Source organism: Bacillus sp. HMA207, assembly GCF_003402455.1.
Taxonomy (GTDB): Bacteria; Bacillota; Bacilli; order Bacillales; family Bacillaceae_G; genus Bacillus_A; species Bacillus_A cereus.
This window is the reverse complement of the sequence record NZ_BEZT01000003.1, coordinates 79640-94533: the sequence shown is the minus strand read 5'-3', so window position 1 is coordinate 94533 and position 14894 is coordinate 79640. Positions and strand designations below refer to the sequence as shown.

The window sequence follows — 14894 nt, the reverse complement described above, 5'->3', positions numbered from 1 at the left end:
TATTCTGTAATAACTTGCATACAAGGCTTTCCTACGAAGTAGGAAAGCCTTTTCTTATTTTTGAAATTTAATTTTATAAGGGGGATTTTATTATGTCACAACAAGTTACAATGTCATTTTCAGTAGTACCACAAGCAAAAACGAAAGATGTATATTCTGTTGTCGATAAAGCAATTGAAGTTGTGCAACAATCGGGAGTTCGTTATGAAGTAGGGGCAATGGAAACAACTTTGGAAGGAGAATTAGATGTACTTCTTGATGTCGTTAAACGTGCGCAACAAGCTTGCGTCGATGCTGGAGCAGAAGAAGTGATTACTTCTATTAAAATCCATTATCGTCCAAGCACTGGTGTAACGATAGATGAAAAGGTTTGGAAGTACCGTGATGAATATGCAAAACCAGAAGCAATCTAAACTTATTACAACTATTTGGCTTATCCTTCTCATTGCGATATGGGAAGGATCTGTTTCATTATTTAAAATCGAACCGTGGATTTTACCAAAGCCTTCTGCCATTGTTCAAGAATTAATTGGGATGAAAGATTTACTATTACCAAATACGATGCAAACACTGCAGGAAGTTATAATTGGACTATTCTTTGCAATTTTATTGGGGACGAGCATCGCAATTATTATGGACGTTATACCGTTATTTCGTATTTTAATAAATCCATTGCTCGTTATTTCGCAAACAATTCCAATTGTTGTACTTGCACCGCTATTTATTATTTGGTTTGGATATGGGATGTTGCCGAAAGTAATGGTCGTAATACTTGTTTGTTTCTTCCCAATTGCGCTTAGTATTTTAGAAGGTTTTCAAACAGTAGATAAAAACATGCTGAAACTGTTACAAACAATGAAGGCGACAAAATGGCAAGTTTACCAGAAAGTAAAATTTCCAGCAGTGCTTCCATACTTTTTCTCAGGTTTAAAAATTGCAGTTACATATAGCGTAATGGGGGCAATTATCGGAGAATGGCTCGGTGCAAGTGAAGGATTAGGCGTTATGCTTACGAGGGCTACAAAATCCTTTTTGACTGCCCGAGTATTTGGTGTTGCAGCAATCATCGTTATGGTGACATTATGCCTGTATTTTATCGTAGAGTTTATGGCAAGAATAACAGCACCATGGATATATAGAAAGGACGGCAGAAAATGAAAAAAGGTTTGAAAGTTATGTTAGCTGCCTTAGTAGCGGTAGGTGTGGCTGGATGTAATCCGGCGAAGAAAGAAGAAAGTGCAAGTAAAGACCAAAAAGTAAAAGTAGTATTAGATTGGTTTCCAAATACGAATCATACTGGCTTGTATGTAGCGCAAACGAAAGATTATTACAAAAAGCAAGGATTAGATGTAGAAATTATTCAACCAGGTGACAATGTAACAGCAGAGCAAATGATAGCATCAGGAAAAGCAGACTTCGCAATAAGCGCACAAGAAAATGTAACGTTAGCTCGTGTGGAAGGAATTCCTGTTGTATCTGTAGGAGCGATTATTCAGCATAACACTTCGGCGTTTGCATCGCTTAAGAAAGATAATATGACGTCACCGAAAGATTTTGAAGGTAAACGTTACGGCGGCTGGGGAGGACCAGCAGAAGAAGCGACATTAAAGACGATTATGGATAAACATCAAGCTGATTTTAATAAAGTTGAAAAAATCATCTTAGGACAAACAGATTTCTTTAAATCAATCGGTCGTGATGCAGATTTCGAATGGATTTATTACGGTTGGGATGGTATTGAAGCGAAGCGCCAAGGAAAAGAGTTAAATACGATTATGGTGAAGGACTTAGATCCAGCGCTTGATTTCTATAGTCCTGTTATTATTACGAGTGAAAAACATACGAAGCAAGATAAAGACTTTGTGAAAAAGTTTATGAGTGCAACGACAGAAGGTTATAATTTTGCAATTAAGGAACCGAAAGAAGCTGCTGATATTTTAATTAAAGCTGTTCCAGATGTAAATAAAGATTTAGTTCAAGAAAGCCAAAAATGGTTAAGTACGAAGTATCAAGATGATGCTAAAGCATGGGGAGTACAGAAGGAAGAAATTTGGACGAATTACATGAATTTCTTATATGACAACAAAGTTATTAAAAAGAAAATCGATGTAAAAGATGCTTTTACAAATGAATTCCTTCCAAGTGAAAAATGAGCGGATTAAAAATAAAAAATATAGTGAAATCTTTCGACGGAAAGAATGTATTAGAGAATATTAGTGCCTCTATACAAGAGGGAGAGTTTGTTTCCTTTGTAGGACCGAGTGGTTGCGGGAAAAGCACATTATTAAACATGATTGCAAATGTTGAAAAACCAACAAGCGGGAACGTAACGTATAACGATAAGCAAGTACAAGAGCAAGATGTTGTTAGTTATATGCCACAACAAGATTTATTACTACCGTGGCGATCAGCTTTGCAAAATATCGTTCTTCCGTTAGAAATTGAAGGAAAGCCGAAAAAACAAAGGCTGACAGAAGGAATGGAAGCATTAAAGCAGTTCGAACTAGATGAATATGCAGACCATTATCCAGATGAATTATCTGGTGGTATGCGTCAAAGAATTAGTTTTCTGCGCACATATTTATGTGAAAAGCCAATTATGCTGCTTGATGAGCCTTTTGGTAAATTAGATGCATTTACAAAAATGGAAGTACATAGCTGGCTTTTAAACTCTTGGCATCAAGAAAAGCAAACAATCGTTATGGTGACACATGACTTAGATGAGGCAATCTTGCTTTCAGATCGCGTATTTATTTTATCTCAAAGACCAGCGTCAATAGTTGGCGAGGTACAAGTGAAATTACCTAGGCCGAGAACGATGGATATGTTAACATCACTCGAATTAAAAAAGGATAAAGAAGAGATTTTAAGTGTGTTAGCTCCTTATATGAAAAAATAGAAAAAGCTGATGTTTTAATTTTAGACGAACCGACTAATCATTTGGATGTAGAAACTAAGATGGCTTTACAGGAAGCGTTACAACAATACAAAGGAACGGTTTTAATTGTCTCACATGAACCTTCTTTCTATGAATCGTGGATAACAAAAGTATGGAATATAGAAGATTGGAATACTGAACAATATGAATAAAGAAAAGGCATTCGCTTTTAGGAGCGAATGCCTTTTCTTTGTGATTAACATGATTTTCGAGAACTCTTACATGAGAATTGTATGAAGAAGCACTCTTATGGTGCGCTTATAAGCGTGCTTTTTCTTTTGTTATATTTATAATACGAAAGCCTTTCCCTAACAGGTGACTATCTTTCTTTATATATATAGATAGTTCAAAATGGAATGAAAATAATTCCTTTATGTAAAGGATAATATGGATATTATAGGAAGACAATAGAAATTAAAGGAAATTCATGTAAAATTCAAATGAACTTCATATAAACTTCATATTAGAAATTAAATATAATTATAATAGGTTATTATGATATTTTTGATTTTTCGTAAAATTAAAAGTTTGAATTTAGGAGGTATTGCTCAAACCTAAATTCAAACTTTAGTGAATTAATTAATGGATATTACGTCTAGTTTTCGCTAATGACGGTATTTAAAAGTTCGGCAGGATTACCTGTTCCTGCACCGCCAATTGTAATAGATCCACCAGGAGGAATTTCACCATTCCATCCTGCGTTCGTAATTACATAATGATTATTTGTTTTACTACTAATTTTAGAATCCCAAACTTGTGTTAAATTACCGCTATAATCAAATTCTAATTTCCAATTTTTAATAGGAGTCGTTCCATTATTTTTGATTATAATCGAGAAGTTATAACCGCTGCCCCAATTCGAAGTGACTGAAAATGTAGCAGTACCATTTCCATCAGGAGGTGTCGTATTAGCTTCATCCGTTTTGACAGTAAGAGCGGTAGGTTGTGATTTATTTCCAGCAGCATCTTTGGCAATTATTGAAAATGTGTATTCCGTATTAGGTTTTAAGTTTTTAATTGTAATGCTATTTGTTGTTGTACTCCATTTCTCTTCTCCAACAGTAATTTCATATTCCGTAACTCCTACGTTATCAGTAGATGCAGTCCAGTTTAATTGAACTGAGTTTGAATTTTTATTCGTAAATACAACGTTTTTAACATTCGTTGGTGGCTCAGTATCTTTTTGACTAATAGGTCCACCAAGTAATTCTTTTACTAGCGTATCAAGTAATTTTGGACCACTGCAACTATATTTTGGACTTGTACGGCAATCTCCGCTTAGTTCCCAAAACATTGCTCCACTTAAACCTTTCGTCTTTATATAGTCTGTTTTGTATTTCATAGATTCATTGTCATCGTAGCTAATAAATGTACCTGTAGTTGCATTATATAAATAAGGTACTTTAGCTGTGTCATTCCAGTAGCGTACAAAACCATTTTTATTAACGTAATTGGCTGCTAAATCACCGTAATCATACACACCTGTATCACCGGTAGAATAATCATCCCAAGTACCTTTAGAAGCAAGTTTCCCATCACTACCTGGTTTGCAAGGTTGATATTGTCCGTTATTTTCTTTGCCACAACTTTTCCAGCCACGTCCGTAAAAGGGTACGCCTAATACTAGTTTATCGACTGGAACACCTTCATTTGTATAAACATTTATAGCACCATCTACGTAAAAATTCGTATTTGCTGCTGGGTCATTTGGATCCTTATATAGAGCTGCATTATGATTAGAAGTAGCTTCCCATCCGCCGTGGAAATCATATGTCATAATATTAATCCAATCGAGTATTTGAGAAATTTTCTTTAGCTCTGTATGATCAGCGTAGCGTTGGCTTGCGCCTGAAGCGATTGTTAGTAAATATTGTTTGCCATCTTCAGCACCTGCTTTATTCAAAGCATTTCGGACATCTTGAAGAAGGAGAGTGAAATTTTGTTTATCTTCAGGACGATAACTACCACCAGGAATCGTTTCAACGCCCGGATATTCCCAGTCTAAATCTACGCCATCAAACCCATATGCGCGAAGAAAAGCTACTGTAGATTCAGCAAATACTTTTCTTGTTTTTTCATCAGCGGCCATATCAGAAAAGCGGTTAGACCAAGTCCAGCCACCAACGGAAATAATTGTTTTTAAGTGAGGATATTTAGCTTTTAATCGTTTTAGTTCACCGAAATTTCCGCAACGGGCATATTTATCGCAATCTTCCCAATTTGTCCCAGAGCCAGGATACGATTTGGTAACATCAGCCCATGGTTCCCCGAGTACGAGAGTACCATTAGGAACCTCTTTATTTTGCAATGGTACACCAGATTCTTTACAGTTCCACGTTTGTTTATTTGGATTATCAGGATGAGTAGAAGGGTTTCCATGTTTTCCATTCCAACAAATATCCGCGAAAGCATAGTTAAGGTGAGTAAGTTTTGATGCATCAATGTCAGCAACTTGATAATTACGTCCGTAAACGCCCCACGAAGGAAAGTACCCAACAATTTTTTGACTTTGCTTTGGTGAATCTGCTAATGCGAGATTTGGAGTAATAAAATTTGTGAGAAAAAGAGGTAAGAAAAGTAGTAGGGATAGTAATAGCAGTGTGAATTTTTGAGACCTCATAGCCATTTCTCCTTTCAAAATAAAAGATATATTTAAAGGCATACGCCAATAAATCAAAATGAATCTAGACGTGTGAAACGTCTAGATAAAATGATCAGACATCACGAAGTCTATACAAGGGAGCTGGGGGTGATTAAATCGTAACAAATGTAAGATTTAGTGTAAACGCTTTATTAAGTTGAAAAAGACTTTCTCAATACAAAAAGGCTTAAATACAAACTATATATGAAAACGAAAAATCGGTATGGGAGGAAAAAGCTCATTATAAATAAATTTGAGAAAAAATTGTATGGAGCCAATTATTAAAGACGTAGAAAGATAAGGAAATATCATGTAAAATAATAGTAAAAATATGTAAAGGAGGGAATAGTGTGGATGTGTTTTTGAACATTGCTGAAGAAAAAATTCGACAAGCAATACGGAATGGTGATCTTGATTATCTTCCGGGAAAAGGAAAACCACTACAATTAGAAGATCTTTCAATGGTACCTCCAGAACTTAGAATGAGTTATAAAATTTTAAAAAATGCGGGAATGATTCCACCAGAAATGGAACTACAAAAAGATATATTAAAAATAGAGGATCTAATTGCTTGCTGTTATGATGAAGAAGAGAGAAAGAAATTACGAGAAGAGTTAACAGCAAAAACGCTTCGTTTTCAGCAGGTAATGGAAAAGAGAAAGATTAAAGATAGTTCAGCTTTTCGTATGTATCAAGACAAAGTATTTCGTAAATTACGCTAAGAGGGATAAGATGACTACATTTAAAACGATAGAAGAATTAGCGAACTATATCGAAGAACAACAATTGGTACTTCTGTTTATTAAAACGGAAAATTGTGGTGTTTGTGATGTTATGCTAAGAAAAGTAAATTGCGTATTAGAGAATTATGATTACGTAGAGAAAATAGAGATATTACTACAAGACATGCAAGAGATTGCGGGGCGATATGGAGTATTTACAGGGCCAACAATTTTATTATTTCATAATGGAAAAGAAATTCTTCGTGAATCACGCTTCATTTCACTTGAAAATCTAGAGAGAATCATTCAATTATTCGAGGAATAGGGGAGGCTTTTATATGGGATTTATTATTGTCATACTATTATTTGTTGTAGTTGGAATAATCGTAACAGCAGTTCGATCGAACAAAAAGAAGGTGAACTTGGCGAAACAAAATAACATACATAATTCATCTAACAGCTCATCACCATTATTTTTCTTTGCTGGATCGGATAATGATAGCTCGCATGATGGCGGTTCACATGATTGTGGAGGGTCTTTTGGGGGAGATAGCGGGGGAAGCTGCGGTGGCGGTGGTGATTGATGAAAATGCGCCTTATATAGGCGTATTTCTTTTTAAACAAACGTTTGATTAGTTGGCTTACATATGCATAAACACAGTTAAACAAACGTTTGATTAATATTTTTAACATACTAAGGGGAATGGAAATGAAAAGGGAACCGAAAGTGAAAAATAAGGGGAAAATAGTGTTATTTTTATTAGCTGCGGGAGGCGTGTTTTTTGTTAAATTAGCATTTAAGTTTGGAACCATACATATGATTCGAACTTGGTTTGAAAGTACGTTTTCTTAAATAAGGAATATAGCCTCTTGCGATAGAGGTTTTTGATTTGTTATTATTAAACTGAACGGTCGGTTTAAAGAGGTGTGAATATGAGAAGAAGCGCAGAAGAGATAAAGAAAGAAATTGCATATAAAGCAAAAAGTCTATTTTCACAGAAAGGCTACGCAGCTACATCTATGGAAGAGATTTGTGAAATTACAGAGCGAAGTAAAGGAAGCATTTATTATCACTTTAAAAGTAAAGAAGAATTATTTTTATTTGTAGTGAAACAGCATACGTATGATTGGGTTGAAAAATGGAATGAAAAAGAGAAGTTGTATAGCACTAGTACTGAAAAACTATATGGTCTCGCGGAATATCATGTAGAGGACATACAGCAACCAATTTCAAATGCAATAGAGGAATTCTCTATGAGTCAAGTTGTAAGTAAAGAGATTTTGGAGGAACTATTAGCTTTAACTAGAGAATCATATGTTATGTTTGAGAAATTAATTGAAGCAGGTATACAGTCTGGAGAGTTCCGTGAAGATAATACTCGTGATCTTATGTATATTGTGAATGGATTATTATCAGGGCTTGGAGTACTTTACTACGAGCTAGATTATAAAGAGTTGAAGCGTATTTATAAAAAGGCAATAGATGTATTGTTAAAAGGAATGGCAGCTGAATAATAGGTCAGTTGCTTTTCTTACAAAATAAAATAGACCGAACGGTCGGTTTGTAAAAGGGGGATGAAAATGAACGCTTTATTTAAAAACCGAGCATTTATGCTCGTTATGGCATCTGATATTTTACAACAATTTGCAATTTGGATCAGAAATATGGCTCTTTTATATTTCATAATGGAGCGAACGAATAATGATCCGGTTTCTGTTTCTTTGTTATCAGTTATGGAATATGCACCTATTTTTATTTTCTCGTTTATCGGTGGTGCGCTAGCTGATCGCTGGAATCCGAAAAGAACAATGGTCGCTGGAGATGTATTAAGTGTACTGTCTATTATAGGAATTGTCCTGTTGTTAAAGCTGGATTATTGGCAGGCTATATTTTTTGCAACACTCATTTCCGCGATTGTAGGCCAGTTTTCTCAGCCCTCATCTTCGCGCATATTTAAGCGCTATGTAAAAGAAGAAGAGGTAGCAAATGCAATTGCATTTAACCAAACATTACAGTCATTATTTCTGATTTTTGGACCAGTGGTAGGATCGCTTGTGTATACACAACTTGGTTTATTTACGTCACTATATAGCTTAATCATTTTATTTTTGTTATCTGCTATCGCCCTTTCATTTTTACCAAAATGGGTTGAAAAAGAGCAAGTGGCGAGAGATTCATTAAAAAATGATATAAAAGAAGGTTGGAAGTATGTTCTTCATACGAAAAATTTACGTATGATTACGATCACTTTCACCATTATAGGCTTAGCTGTTGGATTAACAACTCCATTAGAGGTGTTTCTTGTAATAGAACGCCTTGGAATGGAAAAGGAAGCAGTTCAATATTTAGCTGCAGCTGATGGAATAGGTATGTTAATTGGTGGTATTGTTGCTGCAATTTTCGCTTCAAAAGTGAATCCGAAAAAAATGTTTGTATTCGGTATGGGCATATTAGCAATGTCATTTTTAGTAGAAGGGCTATCTACATCATTTTGGATTACTAGTTTCATGAGGTTTGGAACAGGTATTTGTTTAGCTTGTGTTAATATTGTTGTCGGTACGCTTATGATTCAACTTGTACCAGAAAATATGGTTGGAAGAGTAAATGGGACGATTTTACCACTGTTTATGGGGGCAATGCTAATTGGAACTTCACTAGCTGGAGGATTAAAGGAACTAACTTCACTAGTTACTGTGTTTTGTATAGCAATGGCACTTATTTTATTAGCGATAGGGCCAGTTCTACGTATGCAAATAAAAAAAGAAGATGTTGCTAATAAAGAGGCACTAACAAATTCGTTAGCTTCGAAATAACTATTGTAAGGGAGCAATATTGCTCCCTTTTTCTTTGAGGAACTTTTGACAACTATATGAGCCAATTATATACTGATGTTGTAAAAACGATTTTACAGGTTAGGAGCAATGGTGTGAAAAATCAAATCTATGAATTACGCACTGAAAATAATATTTCACAAGGCGCATTAGCTGATAAATGTAAGGTTTCTAGACAAACGATAAATGCAATTGAGAATAATAAATATGATCCAAGTTTAGCGTTAGCGTTCCGTTTAGCTGAAGTATTAGGAACAACTGTTGATAAATTATTTTTGTACAAGCAGTAGAGTCGTTCATTATAAGGCGCACCTTTAAAAATAAAAAAGATCCTCTTCTTATGAGAAGAGGATCTTTTCTTAGAGCGTTTTAGTCTTTGGACTAGGTGGTGTAACGGATGTATTATTTTCTGGAACTCTAGTTAGTAAGAATCCTCCGATAATAAACAGAACAATAATACTAAGAACACCAGCGTTTGTTTTTCCTGTTAATTGCGTTGTAACACCGACTAATACCGGACCCATAATTGCGGCAAACTTCCCAAATATATTATAAAATCCGAAGAATTCATTAGCAGATTCTTTTGGTACTAGTTTTGCAAAGTATGAACGACTTAGTGCTTGAATACCACCTTGAGATGTAGCAACTAACATTGCTAAAATCCAAAAATCAAGTGTCGTTTTTAAGAAATAAGCATATGTGCAAATAATGATATAAATAATGATACCGACATATAACATTTTTTTACCAGTAAATGTTTCAGATAATTTTCCGTATAGTAAAGCAAATGGACAAGCGACAATTTGTGTTACAAATAATATGATTAATAGATTCGTTGCACTAATACCGAGATCGGTTCCGTAAGCGGTAGACATAGTAATAATTGTGTCGACTCCGTCAATATAGAAAAAGTAAGCGATTAGAAACATAAATACAGTTTTATATTCTTTAATATTTTTAAAAGTATCAGCAAGACGTTTGAAGCTCATTCTAATAGGTCTTGGATGACGCTCAATATAGTGTGTTTGCTCTACGTTTTTTAGCATTGGAATTGTAAATAATCCCCACCAAAGAGCTGTTATTGCAAAGGAAATTTGACTAGCAATGCCGACCGATAAGGGAATAGTTCCTTTTTGGGAAAGAATAATAAGAGCGATACAACCGATAAAAGGAATTGTACTCCCGATATAACCTAATGCAAATCCTCTTGTAGAAATTCGGTCCATTCTATCTTCAGAAGTGACGTCTACTAAAAATGCATCATAGAAAATGTTTGCTCCAGCAAAGCCGATTAAGGCGAGCATATAGCACCCTAGCAATAAGTACCACTGAGAGGTTGGAACGACTGCTAACATACTTGTAAATACGATACCGAGTCCAAAGAAGAATGTGAAAAAACGTTTTTTAAATCCTTTATAATCAGCAACTGTGCCAAGAATAGGAGCAAGTATAGAAATTAAAAGTGTTGCGAATGAGTTTGCATACCCCCAATATGCTGTTGAAGTTGCCCCAGATAGTCCAGCTTCTTTTGCAGCTGCTTTAAAGTAAATTGGAAATAATGCAGTTGTAATGACGAGCGAATATACGGAGTTCGCCCAATCGTATAATATCCAGCTTTTTTCTTGTCTGGACATTTTTTTCATATAATGTTCCCCCTCAAATTTGTTTTACTAACAGTGTACAAAAATAAAAATTATAAAAAGAGAAACAGGGATGAATTTTACATAACTTTTACATATATACACAGTTCTTTACAATTGGAGTAAATCCTCTACAATTGATCCGTCTGTTTCACCTAAGTGTAAACCGAGTAGTCTAGCGATAGTTGGGCCCTCATCAATAAGTCTCATATACGGTATGGTAATGCCGCTTTTTATCCCTTTCCCAGCAGCTATAAAAATTGTTTCATAGTTAGGTTTTGTTGGAGAGTATCCATGCGTACCAAATGTATATTTTTTACTAGGCGTAACATCTTTTGCAGTAATTTCTTTTATAAAATCTCCTGTATAGTTTTCAGTGAAATAATACCCCTCTTGTGCTTCTAACATGAATAAACAATTACCGTCTGCACCGCAGTCTTTCGCAGCTTCATCATGAAGTATAAATTCAATTCCGTTTTGTTTATTTTGAAGTAGTTCTTCAAGGAGTAGTTGTACCTCCCGAATTGTATCCGTATCATTTTTGTCCTTTACATATACATAGGCAGAGCCGTCGCAACTTTGGCAATAGGCTTTCCAGTCTACTAATTTTCTTTTTTTATTAAGAGATATAAGTCCTCTTTGATGGAATAGCACATTTAATTGTATGGATTTGTTTTCACTTAAAGCGCTATGATCACCAAGGGCAATAATTGTACTTTCTTCGTATAAGTCACTTTCTTTTAGTGCTTGAATAATTTTCCCTAGACGTTCGTCGTGTCTCTGGATAGCAGCTATTGTTTCGTTAGATTCAAAGCCGTGATAGTGTCTTTGTGTGTCTAGATCGGTGAAATGTACGAACATGATATTAGGCTTTTTCGTCTGGATTGTATGCACAGCAGAGGCGAGGACGAAATCATCCAGCTCTGGTTGTGATAAACCATTTCTTATATGGCCGAAACGACGATTTAAATCTAATTGGTATAGTGGGCTACCGCTAAATAAGGAAACTAACACTTGATTTTGCCACGGTCTATTGGGGAAAATTTCTGGTAAATTGTAATCAATGTTTGCTCTCCCAGTAACAGGCCATAGAAGGGCAGCTGTCGTTAAATTTGCTTTACGCGCTTCATCATACAATGTTGTTCCTTTTATCGATTTTCGGTACCAATGCCAATCAGGTGATTCACGTCCTGGTTGAAGTAACGTATTACTAACAACACCGTGCTTGTTAGGGTAATTACCGGTTACGATTGTTGAGTGGCTTGGATATGTTACAGAAGGATAAATTGGTTCTACTTTTTCGACAACCGTGCCCTTTTTTATTAGAGATTGGAAATGAGGTAGTTTTTGTAGTATAGGAAAATCTAAAGCTGATAAACAGTCGAATGATAAAATAATGACACGATTCGTTAATGCTTTATCCATAAAGTAATCCTCCTAATTATATAAAACCTATTCTTATATATTACTATTAATACCTAGTAATAAAAATATGTTTCTGAATAAAATTTATTGTTTATTTTCAGAAAAATTAAACATATAATAAGTATAAGGGAATCTATGGACGGAGGGAATAGTATGGACTGGTTAGATGGATTCGGTATATTTTACATCATTGGTGGCATCACAATTCTCCTTGTATTTGCTATTTCATATTTACTAAAGAAACGTTTTCCAGACAAACAGTTTGATATTATATTTGCACTGATTGTAATACTTCTTTGCTTAGCATCATTTCCTGTTACCATGATGGTTATTGGTGGGTGGGAAGGAATGGGATATGGATTTATTGGTTTCTTCGTTCTACTAGGTACACTTATTGGTATGATTGCACATCAACTTGTAAAAATTACGCGAAAAAGCTACGTATAAAACTGTAAAAAATGAAAAGAATATAAAAATAAGAAAATTCACTCTTGTTTTAGGTTGAAATTTATATTATGATAATCAACAAATTTATTTCGTTATAACGATGAAAAAGGACTAGTACATATTCAACCTTTTTAGCAGAGAGAGAATCCGCCAGGCTGAAAGATTCTTAAAAAGGCAATATGGAACCTGCCTTTGAGTTCTGCATATGCAGCGGGAATTTCCCGTTATCAAAAAGAGAGCATGCGCAATTTTTGTGCATGAATCAGGGTGGTAACGCCGGCAAAGCTCGGTCCCTATTTAGGGACGCGGGCTTTTTTGTATTTTCTAGAAGGAGGAAGACTGACTATGGCAAAAGAACAAGTGCAAGCCATTACGAAGATGGAAGAGGACTTTGCGCAGTGGTATACCGATATTGTAAAAAAAGCCGAACTTGTTGATTATTCAAGTGTAAAAGGGTGCATGATTTTACGTCCGTATGGTTATGCCTTATGGGAGAATATGCAGAAGGTGATGGATGAGAAGTTAAAAGAAACTGGCCATGAAAATGTATATATGCCAATGTTTATCCCAGAGAGTTTATTGCAAAAAGAGAAGGATCATGTTGAAGGATTTGCTCCTGAAGTAGCATGGGTTACACATGGCGGGGATGAAAAGTTAGCGGAAAGACTTTGTGTACGTCCTACATCTGAAACTTTATTCTGTGAGCACTTTTCAAAAATTGTGCAATCCTATAATGATTTGCCAAAGTTATATAATCAGTGGTGTTCAGTAGTTCGTTGGGAGAAGACAACTAGACCATTCCTTCGTACGACTGAATTTTTATGGCAAGAGGGTCATACAATCCATGAAACGGCAGAAGAATCGCAGGCTGAAACATTAAATATTTTAAACTTATATGCTTCTTTCTGTGAGGATTATTTAGCAATACCAGTTATTAAAGGACAAAAAACAGAAAAAGAGAAGTTTGCTGGAGCAAAGGCAACTTATACAATTGAAAGTTTAATGCATGATGGAAAAGCACTTCAAACAGGAACCTCTCATAACTTTGGGACGAATTTCTCAGAAGCATTTGATATTAAGTTTTTAGATCGTAACGGTAAGTGGCAATATGTGCACCAAACATCTTGGGGTGTATCAACAAGAATGATAGGCGGGCTAATAATGGTTCATAGTGATAATAATGGACTTGTAATGCCACCAAAAGTCGCTCCAGTGCAAGTTGTTATTGTACCAATTGCTCAGCATAAAGAAGGAGTTTTAGCAAAAGCAACAGAGTTACAAGCACATATTCAAAAGGTTGCACGAGTAAAAATAGATGCTAGTAATAAAACACCAGGCTGGAAATTTAATGAGTATGAAATGAAGGGGATTCCAATTCGATTAGAAGTTGGCCCTAAAGATATTGAAAAGAATCAAGTTGTACTTGTAAGAAGAGATACGAAGGAAAAAGAGTTTGTACCAATGGATCAATTAGAAGAACGTATTCCAGCATTACTTGAAGAAATTCATATTGCTTTATTTAATAAAGCAAAAGCATTTCGCGATGAGAATACGTATGTTGCGACAAATTTCGAAGAGATGAAAAAAATAGCTGATGAAAAGCAAGGCTTTATTAAGGCAATGTGGTGCGGGGAATTAGCTTGTGAAGAAAAACTAAAAGAAGAAGTTGGCGTATCTTCACGTTGTATGCCTTTTGAGCAAGAGTATTTAGCTGAAGAATGTATTTGTTGTGGTAAAGAAGCTAAACAAATGGTGTATTGGGGAAAAGCGTATTAATACTTTTTCTGATAGGTGATAAAAGGACTTTGGGCTGCATAATAAAATGTAATCCAAAGTCCTTTTTAGTTTTATACAGTATTTCATGTACTTTTTAGATGGAAGGATGTTGTTCTTATTTTACGTTTTTACGACGAATAAACAGTAACATACCAATTAGGAATGTTGAAAGCCCCATTAAAATAGATATAGGGTAATGCGTTGCAGTATTAGGTAATTTATCACCTTGTTTTTTCGTATTATCTTTTACATTACCCCCTTGAGAACCGTTGCCCTCCTGAGAATTGCTATCGCCTTTAACACGATTGCCACCTTGAGAGCCATTACCCCCTTGAGAACTGCTATCACCTTTAACACGATTGCCGCCTTGAGAGCCATTGCCGCCAGAACCGTTACCACTAGAACCGTTACCGCCAGAACCATTGCCACCAGAGCCATTGCCGCCAGAACCATTGCCACTAGAGCCATTGCCG

General features: G+C 35.4%; 17 protein-coding genes, 1 pseudogene and 1 other annotated feature. Of the genes and pseudogenes, 14 read left to right on the top strand and 4 right to left on the bottom strand.

All coding sequences use genetic code 11. The features are described 5' to 3' along the window. Positions 1–92 precede the first annotated feature (92 nt). From HMAS_RS24050 to HMAS_RS24030, 5 genes and pseudogenes are all read left to right on the top strand, one after another. A complete protein-coding gene (locus HMAS_RS24050) occupies positions 93–413 on the top strand; it encodes an MTH1187 family thiamine-binding protein (RefSeq protein WP_000082906.1) in 321 nt (106 codons plus the stop codon). Then, entirely contained in the window at positions 385–1158 is a 774-nt protein-coding gene (locus HMAS_RS24045) for an ABC transporter permease (protein ID WP_001057166.1), read from the top strand. Before HMAS_RS24050 ends, HMAS_RS24045 begins: the two co-directional genes overlap by 29 nt. Next, entirely contained in the window at positions 1155–2153 is a 999-nt protein-coding gene (locus HMAS_RS24040; RefSeq protein WP_000715573.1) for an ABC transporter substrate-binding protein, read from the top strand. The genes HMAS_RS24045 and HMAS_RS24040 overlap by 4 nt, the downstream gene beginning before the upstream one ends. Further along, positions 2150–2899 carry an ABC transporter ATP-binding protein gene (locus HMAS_RS24035; protein ID WP_000015772.1) on the top strand — a complete coding sequence of 250 codons (750 nt, stop codon included), beginning with the start codon at positions 2150–2152 and terminating at the stop codon, positions 2897–2899. Before HMAS_RS24040 ends, HMAS_RS24035 begins: the two co-directional genes overlap by 4 nt. Beyond that, positions 2896–3090: pseudogene (locus HMAS_RS24030) on the top strand (ABC transporter ATP-binding protein); the annotation flags it as partial. The gene HMAS_RS24035 and the pseudogene HMAS_RS24030, both read left to right, overlap by 4 nt. Positions 3091–3533: 443 nt before the next feature. On the opposite strand, the gene HMAS_RS24025 reads toward HMAS_RS24030, so the two are convergent. Beyond that, positions 3534–5558: a glycosyl hydrolase family 18 protein gene (locus tag HMAS_RS24025; RefSeq protein WP_044307352.1), complete on the bottom strand. Its 2025-nt coding sequence runs from the start codon at positions 5556–5558 to the stop codon at positions 3534–3536. A 371-nt stretch (positions 5559–5929) separates the two neighbouring features. Between HMAS_RS24025 and HMAS_RS24015 the strand changes: the two genes are divergently transcribed. The 7 genes from HMAS_RS24015 (at position 5930) to HMAS_RS23985 (ending at position 9423) form a co-directional block, all read left to right on the top strand. Beyond that, positions 5930–6301, top strand: a complete 372-nt coding sequence (locus HMAS_RS24015) for a DUF1992 domain-containing protein (protein WP_000382375.1) — start codon at positions 5930–5932, stop codon at positions 6299–6301. Positions 6302–6311: 10 nt separating this feature from the next. Continuing rightward, positions 6312–6626, top strand: coding sequence for a thioredoxin family protein (locus HMAS_RS24010; RefSeq protein ID WP_000206514.1), 315 nt, complete (start codon positions 6312–6314; stop codon positions 6624–6626). A 13-nt stretch (positions 6627–6639) separates the two neighbouring features. Then, a complete protein-coding gene (locus HMAS_RS24005; RefSeq protein ID WP_000505774.1) occupies positions 6640–6885 on the top strand; it encodes a hypothetical protein in 246 nt (81 codons plus the stop codon). Positions 6886–7010: 125 nt separating this feature from the next. Then, the gene (locus HMAS_RS24000) at positions 7011–7154 is read left to right on the top strand and encodes a hypothetical protein (RefSeq protein WP_000817973.1); all 144 of its coding nucleotides are present in this window, start codon (positions 7011–7013) and stop codon (positions 7152–7154) included. An 80-nt stretch (positions 7155–7234) separates the two neighbouring features. Further along, complete coding sequence (locus tag HMAS_RS23995; protein WP_001254452.1) at positions 7235–7816, top strand: TetR/AcrR family transcriptional regulator; 582 nt, start codon at positions 7235–7237, stop codon at positions 7814–7816. Positions 7817–7882: 66 nt separating this feature from the next. Beyond that, positions 7883–9115 carry an MFS transporter gene (locus HMAS_RS23990; protein WP_044307350.1) on the top strand — a complete coding sequence of 411 codons (1233 nt, stop codon included), beginning with the start codon at positions 7883–7885 and terminating at the stop codon, positions 9113–9115. Positions 9116–9171: 56 nt separating this feature from the next. Beyond that, positions 9172–9423 (top strand): helix-turn-helix transcriptional regulator, encoded by a 252-nt coding sequence (locus tag HMAS_RS23985; protein WP_002023181.1) that lies wholly within the window; start codon positions 9172–9174, stop codon positions 9421–9423. Between the two features lie 69 nt (positions 9424–9492). Here HMAS_RS23985 and HMAS_RS23980 read toward each other — a convergent pair whose 3' ends face one another. After that, a complete protein-coding gene (locus HMAS_RS23980) occupies positions 9493–10776 on the bottom strand; it encodes an MFS transporter (protein ID WP_000738812.1) in 1284 nt (427 codons plus the stop codon). A 108-nt stretch (positions 10777–10884) separates the two neighbouring features. After that, on the bottom strand, positions 10885–12198 hold the full coding sequence (locus HMAS_RS23975; RefSeq protein WP_044307349.1) for an ectonucleotide pyrophosphatase/phosphodiesterase: 1314 nt from the start codon (positions 12196–12198) through the stop codon (positions 10885–10887). A 153-nt stretch (positions 12199–12351) separates the two neighbouring features. Here HMAS_RS23975 and HMAS_RS23970 point away from each other — a divergent pair, with 153 nt between their 5' ends. Together HMAS_RS23970 and proS are read left to right on the top strand one after the other, a co-directional pair. Next, the gene (locus HMAS_RS23970) at positions 12352–12645 is read left to right on the top strand and encodes a YesK-like family protein (RefSeq protein WP_043924604.1); all 294 of its coding nucleotides are present in this window, start codon (positions 12352–12354) and stop codon (positions 12643–12645) included. A 91-nt stretch (positions 12646–12736) separates the two neighbouring features. Continuing rightward, positions 12737–12943 (top strand) — a binding site (T-box leader). A 47-nt stretch (positions 12944–12990) separates the two neighbouring features. Next, positions 12991–14421, top strand: a complete 1431-nt coding sequence (proS, locus tag HMAS_RS23965) for a proline--tRNA ligase (protein WP_001040978.1) — start codon at positions 12991–12993, stop codon at positions 14419–14421. A gap of 115 nt (positions 14422–14536) precedes the next feature. Here the strand turns inward: proS and HMAS_RS23960 are convergent. After that, positions 14537–14894: LPXTG cell wall anchor domain-containing protein (locus HMAS_RS23960; RefSeq protein ID WP_116345065.1), on the bottom strand; the 358-nt coding region annotated here is incomplete at its 5' end.

Coding starts and splice junctions, on each gene's coding strand:
- HMAS_RS24010 (WP_000206514.1), top strand. CDS start 6,312: ATGACTACATTTAAAACGATAGAAGAATTAGCGAACTATATCGAAGAA.
- HMAS_RS24005 (WP_000505774.1), top strand. CDS start 6,640: ATGGGATTTATTATTGTCATACTATTATTTGTTGTAGTTGGAATAATC.
- HMAS_RS23995 (WP_001254452.1), top strand. CDS start 7,235: ATGAGAAGAAGCGCAGAAGAGATAAAGAAAGAAATTGCATATAAAGCA.
- HMAS_RS24050 (WP_000082906.1), top strand. CDS start 93: ATGTCACAACAAGTTACAATGTCATTTTCAGTAGTACCACAAGCAAAA.
- HMAS_RS23970 (WP_043924604.1), top strand. CDS start 12,352: ATGGACTGGTTAGATGGATTCGGTATATTTTACATCATTGGTGGCATC.
- HMAS_RS24025 (WP_044307352.1), bottom strand. CDS start 5,558: ATGAGGTCTCAAAAATTCACACTGCTATTACTATCCCTACTACTTTTC.
- HMAS_RS24045 (WP_001057166.1), top strand. CDS start 385: ATGAATATGCAAAACCAGAAGCAATCTAAACTTATTACAACTATTTGG.
- HMAS_RS23985 (WP_002023181.1), top strand. CDS start 9,172: ATGAGCCAATTATATACTGATGTTGTAAAAACGATTTTACAGGTTAGG.
- HMAS_RS23980 (WP_000738812.1), bottom strand. CDS start 10,776: ATGAAAAAAATGTCCAGACAAGAAAAAAGCTGGATATTATACGATTGG.
- HMAS_RS24000 (WP_000817973.1), top strand. CDS start 7,011: ATGAAAAGGGAACCGAAAGTGAAAAATAAGGGGAAAATAGTGTTATTT.
- HMAS_RS24040 (WP_000715573.1), top strand. CDS start 1,155: ATGAAAAAAGGTTTGAAAGTTATGTTAGCTGCCTTAGTAGCGGTAGGT.
- HMAS_RS24035 (WP_000015772.1), top strand. CDS start 2,150: ATGAGCGGATTAAAAATAAAAAATATAGTGAAATCTTTCGACGGAAAG.
- proS (WP_001040978.1), top strand. CDS start 12,991: ATGGCAAAAGAACAAGTGCAAGCCATTACGAAGATGGAAGAGGACTTT.
- HMAS_RS23990 (WP_044307350.1), top strand. CDS start 7,883: ATGAACGCTTTATTTAAAAACCGAGCATTTATGCTCGTTATGGCATCT.
- HMAS_RS23975 (WP_044307349.1), bottom strand. CDS start 12,198: ATGGATAAAGCATTAACGAATCGTGTCATTATTTTATCATTCGACTGT.